This is a genomic window from Parabacteroides sp. PM6-13 (genome assembly GCF_029892605.1).
Taxonomy (GTDB): Bacteria; Bacteroidota; Bacteroidia; order Bacteroidales; family Tannerellaceae; genus QVMG01.
This window is the reverse complement of the sequence record NZ_JARXWF010000016.1, coordinates 1-15,043: the sequence shown is the minus strand read 5'-3', so window position 1 is coordinate 15,043 and position 15,043 is coordinate 1. Positions and strand designations below refer to the sequence as shown.

The window sequence follows — 15,043 nt, the reverse complement described above, 5'->3', positions numbered from 1 at the left end:
TGCAAAGAAAATCCCTGAAAGAATAGGTCTTCCAGGGATTGTATAGCTAAAATCGTTAGATCGTTTTATTAACGCGCGGCATAATAGGTTGAATGTTCAACCGCTTGTTTGAAAGCCAATACGCCTGCCTGGTTTAGTTCCACCGGCATCTCTGTTCCGTCGGGCAGAAACATCACCACTTCGTCATCACTTTCGAAACGAAGCAGGTCGGTGCTTTCACCATTTGCCTCCACGCTCCAGGTTTTATTCTCCTGATTGTAAACCAAGTCAATCACTTCTTCGCCCTCTTTCTGGATCTGGTAGCCGTTTTCTTTGGTTTCCACAGCATAAAGACCTTTGTCTGTCTCAATGTTTTTCACAGTGCCAACATCTGCCACCGGGTTTGTTCCCGACCAGAATTCAATCGAATTCAACACCAGAATATCTGCCGCGTACGCAATACCATAAACAGGCACAATACAGAAAGCGACAAAGACCAACTCATTCACCAATTTACTGTCGAGGCTACGGTTCCAATCCAATAATTTATTAAACAAACCAAACGAACCGATACAGGAAGAAAACAACATGTTGCAAGCTAACCCTACTGCAACCAAAGAGATCAAACTTCTTTTTTTCATAATTTACACGTTTATTAATTATTACCTGCGAAGATAAAAACTTTTCCCTGAATCCGAGAGCCTTTATTCCTTTTTTCCACTTATCCATAATATAAAGATATGTGGCAGGCTGAATGCTTTAAGTTTATTTATAACCCGGAGTTCGCAGAAATAGTTACCTTTGCCCCCGTAAACAAGTTAGTTTATACATGGAACTACGAAACTTCTTTATTTTTCACAAAGCCGTATGCAATAAGCAAATCGGCACAGGTATTATCTTATCCTCAAAAAGTATTGTATGAAATCATTTTTTATCGGCAAGTATGAAATAAAATTGCCAATTATTCAGGGGGGCATGGGTGTTGGTGTCTCTCTGTCGGGATTAGCTTCGGCTGTTGCCAACGAAGGGGGCGTGGGTGTTATATCCGCAGCCGGTCTGGGCCTTCTCTATCCGAATGTTGCAGGCAGCTACATGGAGAAGTGTATCCAGGGACTTCGCGAAGAGATCCGCAAGACACGCGAAAAAACAAGAGGGGTGATCGGTGTCAACATCATGGTGGCCCTTTCAAACTTCTCAGACATGGTGCGTACGGCCATTGCAGAAAAGACCGATGTCATTTTTGCCGGAGCCGGATTGCCGCTCGACCTTCCCTCCTACCTGCAAAAAGACAGCAAAACCATGCTGGTACCGATCGTATCATCATCGCGCGCTGCACGTCTTATTTGCGATAAATGGAAAAATAACTTCAACTACCTGCCGGATGCGATCGTAGTGGAAGGACCTAAAGCCGGAGGTCATCTCGGTTTTAAGAACAACCAGATCGAGGACGAACACTTCTCGCTCGAACAAATCATTCCTGAAGTATTGGAAGTAGCCAACTCCTATCAGGAGGAAAAAAATATTCCGGTCATTGCTGCCGGAGGTATCGCCACCGGTGAAGACATTGCCCGCTTTATAAAAATGGGCGCAGCCGGCGTACAGATGGGATCGATTTTCGTGCCAACAGAGGAATGTGACGCGGCGGACGCCTTCAAAAAGGTGTACGTCGACGCGCATGAAGAGGATATCCGTATTATCCAAAGCCCGGTGGGCATGCCTGGCCGCGCGTTAGACGGAGAATTTATCCAACGTGTAGCCGAAGGCAAAGAGAAACCGAAAAAATGTCCTTTCAACTGTATCCGCACCTGCGACTACACCAAAAGCCCCTACTGCATCATTTTGGCGCTCTATAATGCCGCCAAAGGGAATATGCGCAAAGGATATGCTTTTGCTGGCAAGAACGCCTACCTGGCTGAAAAGATCAGCAGTGTGAAAGAGGTTGTCGACAGGCTGAAGGCTGATTTTGCCCAAGCGATAGCGAAGGCGTAGCTACCCCAAAAGTGACGATAACAACGTATATAGCGATTTAACACGGAGACACAGAGAGCACAGAGTATTGATTTTTTACTAATAAAAACTCCGTGTTCTCCGTGTCTCTGTGTTTTAATTCAAATTCCGAACTTTTGGGTCAGCTCTTAAGGGCTGCCACCTTCAGCAAATAAAATAGCCTCCAACAACGGATTATCTTTTATTTCGCTCAACGTTTTCACTTCTATTCCGGCCTGCGTGTACAACATTCGCAGGCTCTCATCCAAACCATCTATATATATACATATTACTTTTCTACTCAATAGCCACAAAAGTACATAGTTCGCGTTCCGCATAAATAACAATTCATTCCCCGCGGCAACGATCAGGTCGTCAAACAGATCGAACAGATATACCCGCTTGGCATTACCGGCAGCATGTTCAAGGTTGATATTATCCAGAAAAATAGCGAATCGCATCGATCGAGCATTTACTTGTTCAGTATTTCCATAAACTCATCGCCGGTAATCGTTTCCTTTTCGATTAGGAAAGAGGACAATGCGTGCATCTTGTCCATATTGTCCCGGATGATCTCCGTTGCCTTTTTGTGAGCCGTTTTAATGATCTGCAATACCTCTTTGTCGACCTGTGCCGCCGTATCTGCTGAACAGGCCAGTGTCGTATCACTGCCCAGATAGGGATTATTGACTGTCTCGAGCGCCATCATGTCATGTTCATCACTCATCCCGAAACGGGTCACCATGGCACGTGCCAATTTGGTTGCCTGTTCGATATCGTTCGAAGCCCCGGTCGTAATAGTATTGAATATCACCTCTTCAGCGGCACGCCCTCCGGTGAGGGTGGCGATCCGGTTCTCCAGTTCCGTTTTGCTCAGTAGATTTTGTTCTCCGGCATCCACCTGCATCGTATATCCCAGGGCACCGGAGGTGCGTGGAATAATAGTAATCTTATGCACCGGAGCTGATTCGGTCTGTTTAGCCGCTACTATGGCATGTCCGATTTCATGATATGCCACCAATTTCTTTTCCTGGTCGGATAATACTTTCCCTTTCCGTTGGGCACCTGCAATCACCACCTCCACACATTCCTCCAGATCTTCGGTCGTCACACTATTACGCTCCAGACGAATAGCACGCAAGGCTGCTTCATTGACAATGTTGGCAATCTCTGCCCCCGACGATCCGGCAGTAGCGCGGGCTACCAATTCCAGATTGACCTCCTCATGTTTCACCTTTTTCAAATGAACAGCCAAAATAGCTTTACGCCCTTCCAAATCGGGCAGTTCCATCTGGATACGGCGATCGAAACGCCCCGGACGCAACAAGGCCTTATCCAATGACTCCGGACGGTTGGTTGCACCCAGGATGACTACCCCTTTTTTGCCGTCAAAACCATCCATCTCTGTCAGAAGCTGATTCAGGGTTTGTTCCCGCTCATCGTTACCTCCCAGGCCGGTATCCCGCTTCTTGCCGATCGCATCGATCTCATCGATGAAGATGATACAGGGCGCTTTTTCATTGGCCTGTTTAAAAAGATCGCGCACCTTGGCTGCACCCATTCCGACAAACATCTGTACAAATTCAGAACCGGAGATCGAAAAGAACGGCACCTTGGCTTCACCGGCAACCGCACGGGCAATCAGGGTTTTCCCTGTTCCCGGAGGACCTACCAACAAAGCGCCCTTAGGCAATGAGGCGCCTATCTCGGCATATCTTTTCGGATTATGCAGGAAGTCGACAATTTCATTTAATGCCTCTTTCGCTTCATCCTGCCCGGCCACATCATCAAAGCTTGTTTTTACCTCAGATTCGGCATAGATCTTCGCACCGCTTTTGCCAAACGACATCACATTATCACCTCCCATCCTGTTTTGCATTGTCCGGCTGACCGAACGCCAGATGATCCAGAATAACAAAGCGGGCAACACCCACATCATCAGAAAGCTCAATAATGGAGAATTCTCACGCGGAATACTCCGGGTAAAAATGATTTTCCCATTTTCATTCACACTGTCTGCCAAAAGCAACCGTTCTACTAAGTTGGGATCCTGGATTACCCCTGTCTGGTAAACCTTCTCTTCACCTTCTTCGTTCAGACTCAAGAAGTAGATCCTATTGTCTTCTATCTTCACCTGCTTCACCTTTCCCGCTTCAACCATCCCGATAAAGGTACCGTAGTCGGTTTCTATAATCTGTCTCTCCAGGATCTTCGGAAACAGAAAAATATTCATCAGCAATAATACTAACAGCATAATTGTGACAGCATAATACGAGTTGTTCTGCATTTTTTTATCTTCTGCCATGACTATTTCTCTTTTAATGATTAATACGAAGCAAAAATCGGCAGTTTGAGCCGGACTATGATAACAGAAGCAGACAAAGAAATGTCCTATATTTCTTTTTTTGAGGGAAATATTGTATCATTGTATAGTATTCACTATTATGCCTAAATAACACCGCTATGGCAAAGTCGATCTCTGCACTGGAAAAAAACAGTTCTACGGAAAATATATTTGCCGTAACCAACTTTGTATTGTTCGACACAACCACCCTGATCCCCGGAGAAATATCCATCGAAAAGCCTTTTATATTCGATGGTGTAGTGATGCTTGCCTGCCTGAAAGGGGGTGCCCGTTTCCGCCTGAATCACCGGGAAATGAAGATAGAAAAGGGGCAGATTCTAACGATCATCCCCAGACAGATCATCTGCGGATTAGAGCAGAGTGACAATTTTTTCTGTGAAATTTTATTGTTCCCGTTAGATTTTATCGCCGATTACCCGTCGCCTACCGATTATGACTTCATCCTCAAACTCAACGAAAACCCTTGTATTACGGTGCAAGAGGAGGCCATGCAATCTATTCTTGATATCCATACGCTCATAGTCAAACACCATAACCTTACGAACCATCCTTACCAGGAAGAACTGGTAAAAAGCCTTATTTTCTCCTTATTGATCATGGTTTTTTCCGTTTATGAAACCGAATACAAAGGTAGTTTCACCCAAACAAAAACGCGCCAGGAGGAACTGACGGATCGTTTCTTCAAACTCCTTTTTGAACATTATAAAAAAGAACGGAGCGTTGCTTTCTATGCTGCTAAACTCTGTCTTACGCCTAAATACCTGTCGACGGTAATCCACCAGGTAACCGGCCGTTACATCCTCGACTGGATCAACGAAATAGTGATCATCGCCATCAAAACCTCTCTGCGTGCCACGCAACAAACCATCCTGCAGATTTCCGAAGAGTATAACTTTTCCAACCCTTCGTTCTTCGGACGATACTTCAAACAATACGCGGGGATGACTCCAATGCAATACAGAAATAGTAAATGTTGACTATCTTCGCGTCTGATTTCAAAAACAGATGCAAAAAAATATCATAGCGCTTTACCTGATTAAGCTCTCCAAATGGTTCAGCCTGGTGATGCCGATCATCGTACTCTTTTACGAAGATCACGGGCTGGGTCTTCAGGATGTGTTTATCCTGAAGAGTGTTTATTCCGTCGCTGCCGTTGCGTTGGAAATACCTTCCGGCTACCTGGCCGATGTCTGGGGACGTAAGAAATGCCTGGTAAGCGGATGTTTTCTTTTCTTTGGCGGATACCTTTGTTATTCCTGCACCAATACATTCGAGGCCTTTATCCTGGCCGAACTACTGCTCGGTATCGGACAAACGCTGGTCAACGGTGCCGACTCCGCCCTGCTCTACGACACCACGGCACATTATAAAAAAGAGAACCTCTATATGCGTTATGAAGGACGCATCACCATGATCGGCAATTTCGCCGAAGCGGTGGCGGGTATCCTTGGCGGACTGTTGGCGGTTTCTTCGCTTCGCTATCCCTTCTACGGGCAAGTAGTGATCGCCTTTATCGGCATTCCGGCGGCTTTTTCTCTCAAAGAATATACGGGAAAGACGCAGGTACAGAACCCGGTCAACGAGATACTTCGCATTATCAAATACGCGCTTATCACGAACAAGAAGCTTTGTTATAACATTCTGTTTTCGGGCGTGATCGGTGCAGCCACGCTGACGATGGCCTGGTTTGTGCAACCCTTCCTGATCGATCTGGAAACACCGACGGAGTATTTCGGCATTATCTGGACGGTACTGAATCTGACCGTCGGCATTGCAGCGCTCTATTCCGATCGGATCGAACGCTATTTCGGGATACAGAAAACAAGCCTACTCATTCTTTTCTTTATTATCGGGGGATATGTCGCATTGGCTTACAACCTGAGTTATTGGGGATTGGCTGTACTGTTCATCTTTTACCTGTTCCGCGGATTCGCCACCCCTATCCTGAAAGGATATATCAACCAGATGACCTTCTCGGAAATGCGCGCCACGGTGCTCTCGATCCGCAACTTCGTGATCCGCCTGATATTTGCAGCCGTAACACCATTCATCGGATGGCTGAACGATATGTACTCACTCCGGGCCGCCCTATTGGTGTCGGCGGCTGTATTCTTTATTCCGGGATTGATTTTCGTCCTACTGCAATTGAATAAAAAAAATACCTGATACGTCCCGGCAGCGACCTATTCTTTCTTCGAAACCAATACCTTGTCGATGCGCGCACCATCCATATCGACAATTTCCAGGCGGAAGGTAAGCCATTCGAGTCGCTCACCGGTATGAGGCACATGCTCCAATATTTCCAGAATCAAACCACTTAGGGTATTATAATCATGGTCGGCATAAAGATCTTCCAAATCGAAATAGGCCAGGAAGTCATAGAAAGAAAGCTGTCCGTCGACCAGCCAGGAGCCATCTTCACGTTCCACAATCTCCATCTCCTCACCGGCTTCGGGCATCTGCCCGATCAGCCCTTCCAGGATATCCTTCATGGTCACGATCCCTTGTATTCCGCCAAACTCATCGGTCACAATACCGTATTTGACACATGCCTGCTTGAATTGCGCCAAAGCATTATACACGCTTTGATTCTCCGGCAGATAAGTGGCCGGCCGAATAATCTCTTTCAACGCAAAGCCAGGCTTCTCCAGGTATAAAAACAGATCCTTCAGGAAGACAACTCCTTGCAGATCGTCTAACTTTCCGGAGGCGACCGGGTAAATATTATATAAGTTTTCCTGCACCTTTTCACGTATCTCCGCCACGCTATCGTCCGTATCCAGCCAAACCAGTTCGCTCCGATGCGTCATAATCGAACCGACATTGCGGTCGCCCAGGTTGAAGACACGTTCAACAATATCCTGCTCCACCTCTTGAATCTCACCGTCATCCAAGCCTTCCTGCACGATCGCTTTGATCTCCTCTTCGGTCACTTTATTTTCTTCCACATGCTTCAGACCAAACAGACGCACAACAAAGTTAGTGCTCACAGAAAGCAACCACACCAAAGGAGCCGAGATCTTCGAGAGTATATTCATCGGTTTGGCAATCAGCTTCGAAACCGCTTCCGCGAAACGCAGGCCAATACGCTTCGGCACCAGCTCGCCGAGAATCAACGTAAGATAGGTAACCACCACCACAATGGTTGTCTTCGCAATGCCCAGCGCATAGGGTTGCAACGCGGGCACACCGGCAATCACCTCCGCAAAGTCGGCAGCAAACGCCTCACCCGAATAGAGACCGGTCAAGATGCCAACCAGGGTAATACCAATCTGTACGGTGGACAGAAAACGATCCGGTTCGTTGGCCAGATCCAGGGCTGTTTTGGCTGATTTGTTTCCTTTTTTTGCATCGATTTCCAACCGGGCCTTGCGGGCGGACACTAAAGCGATTTCTGACATGGAAAGGACTCCGTTTAATAAGATAAGGCCAAGAATTATGACAATTTCCATTTAAGTGAATAATATAAAGTTTCTAACAAACATACACATTAATAACAAACGAACTGTAAATTTGATTTCAGAAACAGTCACTTTTAGAAAAAAAGTAAAAAATATCGCTCATTTGTTTGCATTTTATCAAAGACGCCGTATATTTGTCGCCAGAATATCAAAAAACAGATGAGAACAAATTTAGTAAATACATGTTGGTGGTGGCGTTTCAAACTACTCAAAGAGTCGTAGGGAACGAGGGCCGTATGTATATATACTAAAAATAGGAATATAGGATTCGAAGAGGTCTGTCGCAACTGCGGCAGACCTCTTTTTTTGTGCGCATATCAAAACAATTCAATCAAATGATAAGAAAATGAAAACGTATCAAGTAGACAAAAATGGATTTTATGGACAATTCGGTGGAGCTTACATCCCGGAAATACTACACCGATGTGTTGAAGAGTTGCAAAACACCTACCTGGAAGTATTAGAAAGCAAGAGCTTTCGGGAGGAATTCGACCAATTGCTTCGCGATTATGTAGGGCGCCCTTCCCCACTCTACCTGGCCAAACGGCTGAGCGAACGCTATGGCGGACGCATCTACCTGAAACGGGAGGACCTGAATCATACGGGAGCACACAAGATCAACAATACGATCGGACAAATCCTGCTGGCTCGTCGTATGGGGAAAACCCGTATCATCGCCGAAACCGGTGCCGGGCAACACGGCGTAGCCACCGCGACGGTCTGTGCCCTGATGAATATGCCCTGTGTGGTGTATATGGGAAAAACCGATGTAGAACGCCAGCATATCAACGTGGAGCGTATGCAGATGCTGGGAGCGGAGGTACGCCCGGTCACCTCCGGTAATATGACACTGAAAGATGCCACGAACGAAGCCATCCGCGACTGGTGCTGTAACCCCTCAGACACTTACTACATCATAGGCTCTACCGTCGGTCCCCATCCCTATCCGGACATGGTGGCTCGCCTGCAATCGGTCATTAGCCAAGAGATCAAAAAGCAACTGATGGAAAAAGAGGGACGCGACTACCCCGACTATCTGCTGGCCTGCGTAGGCGGTGGCAGCAACGCCGCCGGCACGATCTATCACTATGTGGACGACGAACGGGTAAAGATCATCCTGGCGGAAGCCGCAGGCAAAGGCATCCATTCGGGCATGAGCGCAGCCACGATCCATTTGGGAAAAGAGGGCATCCTGCACGGCGCCCGTACGTTGATTATGCAAACCGAAGACGGACAGATCGAAGAGCCCTATTCCGTTTCAGCCGGTCTGGACTATCCAGGTATTGGTCCCATCCACGCGCATCTGTACACATCCAAACGCACCCAGGTATTGGCCGTTGACGATGACGAAGCACTTCAGGCGGCCTACGAGCTCACCCGATTGGAAGGTATTATCCCTGCTTTGGAAAGCGCGCATGCCTTGGGTGCATTACCCAAACTGCGGTTTAATCCCGACGAGATCATCGTGCTTACGCTATCTGGAAGAGGCGATAAGGATATACAGACCTATATGGATTCGGCAATTGATAATTGATAATTGATAATTGATAATTGATAATTGATACTTAAGATGAAGAAAGTAATAGATAGTCCATTTTCCTACACGACGCGTTGCAAATGCGTTATGTCCGACATGCATACCCCGGTCAGTCTCTACCTGAAGGTTAGAGATATCTATCCGGAGTCGGCCCTATTGGAGAGTTCCGATTTTCATGGCAATGAGAATAGCCATTCCTATATAGCCCTTTGTCCGATAGGCAGCGTCAGTGTAAACAACGGCGAAAGCACCCTGACCTTTCCCGACGGAAAGCAGGTGGTCAGAGAGTTAAACGAACAACACTCCACCATCGATGCCATCAACGATTTTATCGCCAGCATCCGGATAGAGGGCAAAGGCAAAGAGGTTTGTTCCCTCTTTGGGTACACAGCATTCGACTCCGTACGCTATTTCGAGCCTATCCCCGTAAAAGAGACGCATCAGGAGGAGAACGACGCGCCCGATATGCTCTACATCCTTTACAAATACGTCTTGGTATTCAATCACTTCAAAAACGAACTCACCATCGTCGAACTACTATCCGCCGATGAGAAAAGCAACCTGAAAGAGATAGAGACACTGATAGAAAACCGGAATTTCTCTTCCTATAATTTTCAGACCGAAGGCAAGGAGACATCGCCCATCACCGATGAGGAGTATAAAGAGATGGTACGCCAGGGTATCAAACATTGCCTGCGGGGCGACGTGTTCCAGATCGTATTAAGCCGCCGCTTTGAGCAGCCCTTCCGAGGGGATGACTTTAAGGTATACCGCGCCTTACGGCGTATCAACCCCTCGCCTTACCTCTTCTATTTCGACTTCGGCGGATTTCGTATATTCGGTTCATCGCCCGAAACACATTGTAAGGTGAAAGAGGGCAAAGTATCCATCGATCCCATTGCCGGAACGGCCTTTCGCACGGGTAATACGCTTATCGACAAGCAACGCACGGAGCAGCTGCTGGCCGATCCGAAAGAGAATGCGGAGCATGTGATGCTGGTAGACCTCGCCCGCAATGACCTAAGCCGCAACGCACACCACGTACAGGTCGATTTCTACAAAGAGGTGCAATACTACAGCCATGTGATCCATCTGGTGTCGCGCGTCAGCGGCGAGATCAATCCCGGCAGCAACCCCATCAAAAGCTATATCGACACCTTCCCGGCCGGTACCCTAAGTGGCGCCCCCAAGGTGCGTGCCATGCAGCTGATTAGTGAAATCGAGCGCCACAACCGCGGTGCCTATGGCGGCTGCATCGGTGTGATCGGTCTCGATGGCAACCTCAATCAAGCCATCACCATCCGCTCCTTTGTGAGCCGGGGCAATGTGCTCTATTACCAGGCAGGAGCAGGCATCGTGGCCCAGAGTCGGGAAGAGCGCGAGCTCGAAGAGGTGAACAGCAAATTGGGTGCCCTGAAAAGAGCCATCAGCCTGGCAGAAGAGCTTCAGAATTAATAGCGGTTTTGATATTTATAAAATACATACAGAAAAGAGATGAAAACAATATTGATCGACAACTACGATTCGTTCACCTACAACCTGCTTCACCTATTGAAAGAGCTGGGTGTAGAAGCTGATGTGTACCGAAACGACAAGATATCCTTAGAGAAGATTGACGCATACGATAAAATCCTTCTCTCCCCCGGTCCGGGCATTCCCGCCGAAGCAGGCATCCTGCTCCCACTCATCCGCCATTACGCACCCACCAAAAGCATCCTGGGCGTTTGTCTGGGCGAGCAAGCCATTGGCGAGGCTTTCGGCGCCACCTTGGAAAACCTGGATCCGGTCTACCACGGCGTATGCTCCGACATACGGGTGACCCGAAAAGACGAACTGATTTTCAGGGGATTGGAAAACGGTTTTCGTGCCGGACGCTACCACTCCTGGGTCGTCTCCCAAAAGAACCTGCCGGACTGCCTCGAGGTGACCGCCGAAGACGAAAACAAACAAATCATGGCCTTACGCCATAAGGTATATGACGTGAGAGGGATTCAGTTTCACCCCGAATCGGTACTGACCCCGCAAGGAAAACAAATCATCAAAAATTGGATAGGAGACACCAGCAAATGAAACAGTTATTATATCGGTTATTTGAACACCAGTACTTAGGCCGCGAAGAGGCACGCGATATCCTCGAAAACATCGCCTCCGGCAAATACAACGACACACAGATCGCCAGTCTGATCACCGTCTTTCTGATGCGTAACATATCCGTCGAGGAGTTAACCGGATTCCGGGAAGCCTTATTGGAGATGCGCGTTCCGGTCGATTTCTCTGCCTATCGGCCCATCGATATCGTCGGTACGGGAGGTGATGGCAAAAACACCTTCAACATCAGCACCGCATCCTGTTTCACGGTTGCCGGAGCAGGCTATCAGGTAGTAAAACATGGCAGCTACGGTGCTACCTCCGTGAGCGGTGCCAGCAACGTGATGGAGCAGCACGGCGTCAGATTCACCACCGACATCGGCCAACTACATCGTTCCATGGAGGCCTGCAACATAGCCTACCTGCACGCCCCCCTCTTCAACCCGGCCCTGAAGGCTGTCGCGGGTGTGCGAAAGAATCTCGGCGTGCGCAGCTTCTTCAATATGCTGGGGCCATTGGTCAATCCGGTCATCCCCACCTATCAGTTATTAGGCGTCTACAACCTATCACTTCTCCGGCTTTACAACTACACCTACCAGGAGAGCGGCACCCGCTTCACGGTCGTGCATAGCCTGGATGGGTACGACGAGATATCGCTCACTGCTCCGTTTAAGATTGCCACACCGGAAAAAGAAAAGATCTACACACCCGAAGAGCTGGGATTCAAGCGTTGCACGGAAAAGGATCTGGAAGGAGGCGATACGCCGGAAGCGGCTGCGAAAATATTCCATCAGGTGCTCCACAACCAGGCAACCGAAGCGCAAAAGAACTGCGTCATAGCCAACTCAGCTTTTGCCATCCGGGTGATCTGCCCTGAAAAGAGCCTCGAAGACTGCCTCGCCGAAGCCCGGGAATCCCTGGAAAGCGGAAAAGCACAAGAGACATTTTATAGATTCTTATTAATTAATAATTGATAGTTGATAATTGATATTCTTCATTGCTTTACGCTTCGCTAAGCGATTTCCGCTTCGCTCCAATTCATCATTCATCATTCAAAACGTGGACATTTTAGACCAAATCATAGCCAATAAGCGCATCGAGGTGGCACGACAGAAAGAGGCCATCCCCTTAAATGCATTGCTTATTATGGGTAGCGATCGCCTCGACCGCCCTACCCGATCGATGCGGCAGTCGTTAGCTGCCTCCCCCTTTGGGATCATTGCCGAGTTCAAACGCAAAAGCCCCTCCAAAGGCTGGATACATCCTGGCGCGGAGGTGAACCATGTCGTCCCTCTCTATGAACAACAAGGCGCCTCTGCCTGCTCCGTGCTTACCGACGGAAAGTTTTTCGGAGGCTCCTTAGGCGATCTGCAAAAGGCGCGCAAGCAGGTAAAACTGCCCCTATTGCGGAAAGACTTCATCGTCGATCCCTACCAGCTTTTTCAGGCCCGTATCATGGGAGCGGACGCCGTGTTGCTGATCGCCTCATGCCTCACCACAGAGGAGTGTTTCACCCTGGCGGAAACAGCTCACACCTTGCAACTGGAGGTATTACTGGAGATTCACCGGGAAAGCGAACTGACCTACCTGAACCCCTACGTCGATATGCTCGGCGTCAACAACCGCAACCTGGGCACCTTCGACACCCGAATCGATAACTCGTTTCGTCTGGCAGAGAAGATGCAGCAGGCCGGTAGCACCTTCGATAGCGGCAAGGTCCCGCTACTGATCGCGGAGAGTGGAATCTCTTCGCCCGCCGATGTAAAAGCCCTGAAAAAGGTGGGATTCCAAGGATTCCTAATCGGAGAGACCTTTATGAAAAGGCCCGATCCGGGAATCGCTTTGTCGAACTTTATAAGTGAACTATCATGATTATCAAAGTATGTGGCATGACGGATCCGGAAAATATCCGGGCGGTGGCAGCCTTGAACATCCACTGGATGGGTTTTATCTTTTATAAGAAATCGCCCAGGTATCTCTCCGAAGTGCCTGTCCTCCCCACATCCCTTGCGGGTAAGGAACCAAAACGGGTTGGTGTTTTTGTGAATCCCTCGCTTCAAGAGATCAGGGAGAGAGTCGCAGCGTTTCGGCTGGACTATGTACAGCTTCACGGGAATGAGTCGGCAGCCTTTTGCCGCCACCTGCAAGAGCTGGGCATCGCTGTCATCAAAGCCTTTTCCATCGAAACGGCAGACGATCTGCAACAAACGGCCGTCTATGAAGATCATGCGGACTATTTTCTCTTCGACACCAAAAGCAAATACTATGGAGGCTCCGGCAAACAGTTCGACTGGTCGCTCTTAGCCCATTACAAAGGAGCTACCCCATTCCTGTTAAGCGGGGGCATTGGGCCGGAAGACACGGAACACATACAACGATTCCACCACCCCGCTTGGGCCGGTATCGATCTGAATAGTGGTTTCGAAACCGCTCCGGGACTCAAAGAGCCCCACAAACTCAATAAGTTTATTCAATCTATTCAAACAAATAAAAATAAGTAAACATGAATCGCATTACACATCTATTGCAAACAAAAGGACGCGACATACTGTCGGTCTATTACACAGCCGGTTTCCCTCATCTGAACGATACAATCCCGGTATTACATGCCCTACAAGCAGGAGGCATTGATATGGTTGAGATCGGCATTCCCTTTTCCGATCCGATGGCCGATGGCGAAGTGATTCAACAATCCTCCACGCAGGCGCTTCGCAACGGTATGTCGCTAAAGCTATTATTCGAACAGCTCGCCAACGTCCGCCGCGAGATCACCATACCGATCCTCTTTATGGGATACCTGAATCCCATTATGCAATATGGCTTTGACGCCTTCTGTCAAAACTGCCAGGCAGTGGGGGTCGATGGCGTGATCATCCCGGATCTGCCCTACGAAGATTATATAAAGGACTACAAGCCTATCGCTGAAAAGTATGACCTAAAGATAGTTATGCTGATCACTCCCGAAACATCGGAAGAGAGAATACGACAAATCGATGCAAACACGGATGGCTTTATCTATATGGTTTCGAGTGCCTCCACCACCGGAGCGCAAGCCGATTTCAACGAACAAAAGCAAGCCTATTTCCGCCGCATCAACGCCATGCAACTGCGTAATCCACGCTTAGTAGGTTTTGGCATCAGCAACAAGACGACATTCGACAGCGCCGCAGCCCATTCGTCCGGCGCAATCATTGGCAGCAAATTCGTACGCCTGTTGAAAGACAACAACACCCCTCAAGAAGCCGTCACACAATTACTGACAGCAATAGGCCGGAATTGAGAGGAAATAGGAAAAAGGAGAAGGGAGAAGGGAGAAAGAAGAAAGAAGAAAGGAAATAGGAAAGGTTGGCACAGATGGTATCGGGCTTTTTCTTCAAATCGGAGAAAAATTGAAGATTTTACAATCATAAAGAATATAAAAGTAGTGACAAAATTTCTCCTCCTTAGCAAAGGAGGAGAAATTTTGATACTACTTTATCACTAAGAAATCTTCCCAAATCTTACAAAATTGGAAGGTTTTCATATAAATCCTGCAGGGATTTCCTATTCGTAACCGCGGGTGTAGCGAAGCAAACCCGTGGTAGGTAGGCAGATAGACAAGACCTACTATACAAGCAACCCCGAAGC

The 15,043-nt window shown here is 48.1% G+C and carries 14 protein-coding genes; 10 read left to right on the top strand and 4 right to left on the bottom strand.

Going from position 1 to position 15,043, the window contains the following annotated elements; all coding sequences use genetic code 11:
- Positions 1-68 precede the first annotated feature (68 nt).
- A complete protein-coding gene (locus M2134_RS13725) occupies positions 69-620 on the bottom strand; it encodes a DUF3332 domain-containing protein (RefSeq protein WP_280752022.1) in 552 nt (183 codons plus the stop codon).
- 277 nt (positions 621-897) lie between these two features.
- Between M2134_RS13725 and M2134_RS13720 the strand changes: the two genes are divergently transcribed.
- On the top strand, positions 898-1,968 hold the full coding sequence (locus tag M2134_RS13720) for a nitronate monooxygenase family protein (protein ID WP_280752023.1): 1,071 nt from the start codon (positions 898-900) through the stop codon (positions 1,966-1,968).
- Between the two features lie 146 nt (positions 1,969-2,114).
- Here M2134_RS13720 and M2134_RS13715 read toward each other — a convergent pair whose 3' ends face one another.
- Positions 2,115-2,426 (bottom strand): hypothetical protein, encoded by a 312-nt coding sequence (locus M2134_RS13715; RefSeq protein WP_280752024.1) that lies wholly within the window; start codon positions 2,424-2,426, stop codon positions 2,115-2,117.
- 11 nt (positions 2,427-2,437) lie between these two features.
- Positions 2,438-4,270 (bottom strand): ATP-dependent zinc metalloprotease FtsH, encoded by a 1,833-nt coding sequence (gene ftsH / locus M2134_RS13710; RefSeq protein ID WP_280752025.1) that lies wholly within the window; start codon positions 4,268-4,270, stop codon positions 2,438-2,440.
- A gap of 158 nt (positions 4,271-4,428) precedes the next feature.
- Between ftsH and M2134_RS13705 the strand changes: the two genes are divergently transcribed.
- Positions 4,429-5,307: an AraC family transcriptional regulator gene (locus tag M2134_RS13705; RefSeq protein WP_280752026.1), complete on the top strand. Its 879-nt coding sequence runs from the start codon at positions 4,429-4,431 to the stop codon at positions 5,305-5,307.
- Between the two features lie 28 nt (positions 5,308-5,335).
- Positions 5,336-6,496, top strand: a complete 1,161-nt coding sequence (locus M2134_RS13700) for an MFS transporter (RefSeq protein WP_280752027.1) — start codon at positions 5,336-5,338, stop codon at positions 6,494-6,496.
- 17 nt (positions 6,497-6,513) lie between these two features.
- Here the strand turns inward: M2134_RS13700 and M2134_RS13695 are convergent, their stop codons facing one another.
- On the bottom strand, positions 6,514-7,782 hold the full coding sequence (locus tag M2134_RS13695; protein ID WP_280752028.1) for a hemolysin family protein: 1,269 nt from the start codon (positions 7,780-7,782) through the stop codon (positions 6,514-6,516).
- A gap of 355 nt (positions 7,783-8,137) precedes the next feature.
- On the opposite strand from M2134_RS13695, the gene trpB reads away from it, so the two are divergent.
- The 7 genes from trpB (at position 8,138) to trpA (ending at position 14,696) form a co-directional block, all read left to right on the top strand.
- Positions 8,138-9,325, top strand: coding sequence for a tryptophan synthase subunit beta (gene trpB, locus M2134_RS13690; protein ID WP_280752029.1), 1,188 nt, complete (start codon positions 8,138-8,140; stop codon positions 9,323-9,325).
- Positions 9,326-9,361: 36 nt separating this feature from the next.
- Positions 9,362-10,783, top strand: coding sequence for an anthranilate synthase component I family protein (locus M2134_RS13685; RefSeq protein WP_280752030.1), 1,422 nt, complete (start codon positions 9,362-9,364; stop codon positions 10,781-10,783).
- Positions 10,784-10,822: 39 nt separating this feature from the next.
- On the top strand, positions 10,823-11,398 hold the full coding sequence (locus tag M2134_RS13680) for an aminodeoxychorismate/anthranilate synthase component II (protein WP_280752031.1): 576 nt from the start codon (positions 10,823-10,825) through the stop codon (positions 11,396-11,398).
- Complete coding sequence (trpD, locus tag M2134_RS13675; RefSeq protein WP_280752032.1) at positions 11,395-12,390, top strand: anthranilate phosphoribosyltransferase; 996 nt, start codon at positions 11,395-11,397, stop codon at positions 12,388-12,390. The genes M2134_RS13680 and trpD overlap by 4 nt, the downstream gene beginning before the upstream one ends.
- An 85-nt stretch (positions 12,391-12,475) precedes the next feature.
- Entirely contained in the window at positions 12,476-13,288 is an 813-nt protein-coding gene (trpC, locus tag M2134_RS13670; protein ID WP_280752033.1) for an indole-3-glycerol phosphate synthase TrpC, read from the top strand.
- On the top strand, positions 13,285-13,917 hold the full coding sequence (locus tag M2134_RS13665) for a phosphoribosylanthranilate isomerase (protein WP_280752034.1): 633 nt from the start codon (positions 13,285-13,287) through the stop codon (positions 13,915-13,917). The genes trpC and M2134_RS13665 overlap by 4 nt, the downstream gene beginning before the upstream one ends.
- A 2-nt stretch (positions 13,918-13,919) precedes the next feature.
- Positions 13,920-14,696, top strand: coding sequence for a tryptophan synthase subunit alpha (gene trpA, locus M2134_RS13660; RefSeq protein WP_280752035.1), 777 nt, complete (start codon positions 13,920-13,922; stop codon positions 14,694-14,696).
- The last annotated feature ends 347 nt before the right edge of the window (positions 14,697-15,043 follow it).

Coding starts and splice junctions, on each gene's coding strand:
- trpD (WP_280752032.1), top strand. CDS start 11,395: ATGAAACAGTTATTATATCGGTTATTTGAACACCAGTACTTAGGCCGC.
- M2134_RS13720 (WP_280752023.1), top strand. CDS start 898: ATGAAATCATTTTTTATCGGCAAGTATGAAATAAAATTGCCAATTATT.
- trpA (WP_280752035.1), top strand. CDS start 13,920: ATGAATCGCATTACACATCTATTGCAAACAAAAGGACGCGACATACTG.
- M2134_RS13685 (WP_280752030.1), top strand. CDS start 9,362: ATGAAGAAAGTAATAGATAGTCCATTTTCCTACACGACGCGTTGCAAA.
- M2134_RS13680 (WP_280752031.1), top strand. CDS start 10,823: ATGAAAACAATATTGATCGACAACTACGATTCGTTCACCTACAACCTG.
- M2134_RS13665 (WP_280752034.1), top strand. CDS start 13,285: ATGATTATCAAAGTATGTGGCATGACGGATCCGGAAAATATCCGGGCG.
- trpB (WP_280752029.1), top strand. CDS start 8,138: ATGAAAACGTATCAAGTAGACAAAAATGGATTTTATGGACAATTCGGT.
- M2134_RS13715 (WP_280752024.1), bottom strand. CDS start 2,426: ATGCGATTCGCTATTTTTCTGGATAATATCAACCTTGAACATGCTGCC.
- M2134_RS13725 (WP_280752022.1), bottom strand. CDS start 620: ATGAAAAAAAGAAGTTTGATCTCTTTGGTTGCAGTAGGGTTAGCTTGC.
- M2134_RS13705 (WP_280752026.1), top strand. CDS start 4,429: ATGGCAAAGTCGATCTCTGCACTGGAAAAAAACAGTTCTACGGAAAAT.
- M2134_RS13700 (WP_280752027.1), top strand. CDS start 5,336: ATGCAAAAAAATATCATAGCGCTTTACCTGATTAAGCTCTCCAAATGG.
- M2134_RS13695 (WP_280752028.1), bottom strand. CDS start 7,782: ATGGAAATTGTCATAATTCTTGGCCTTATCTTATTAAACGGAGTCCTT.
- ftsH (WP_280752025.1), bottom strand. CDS start 4,270: ATGGCAGAAGATAAAAAAATGCAGAACAACTCGTATTATGCTGTCACA.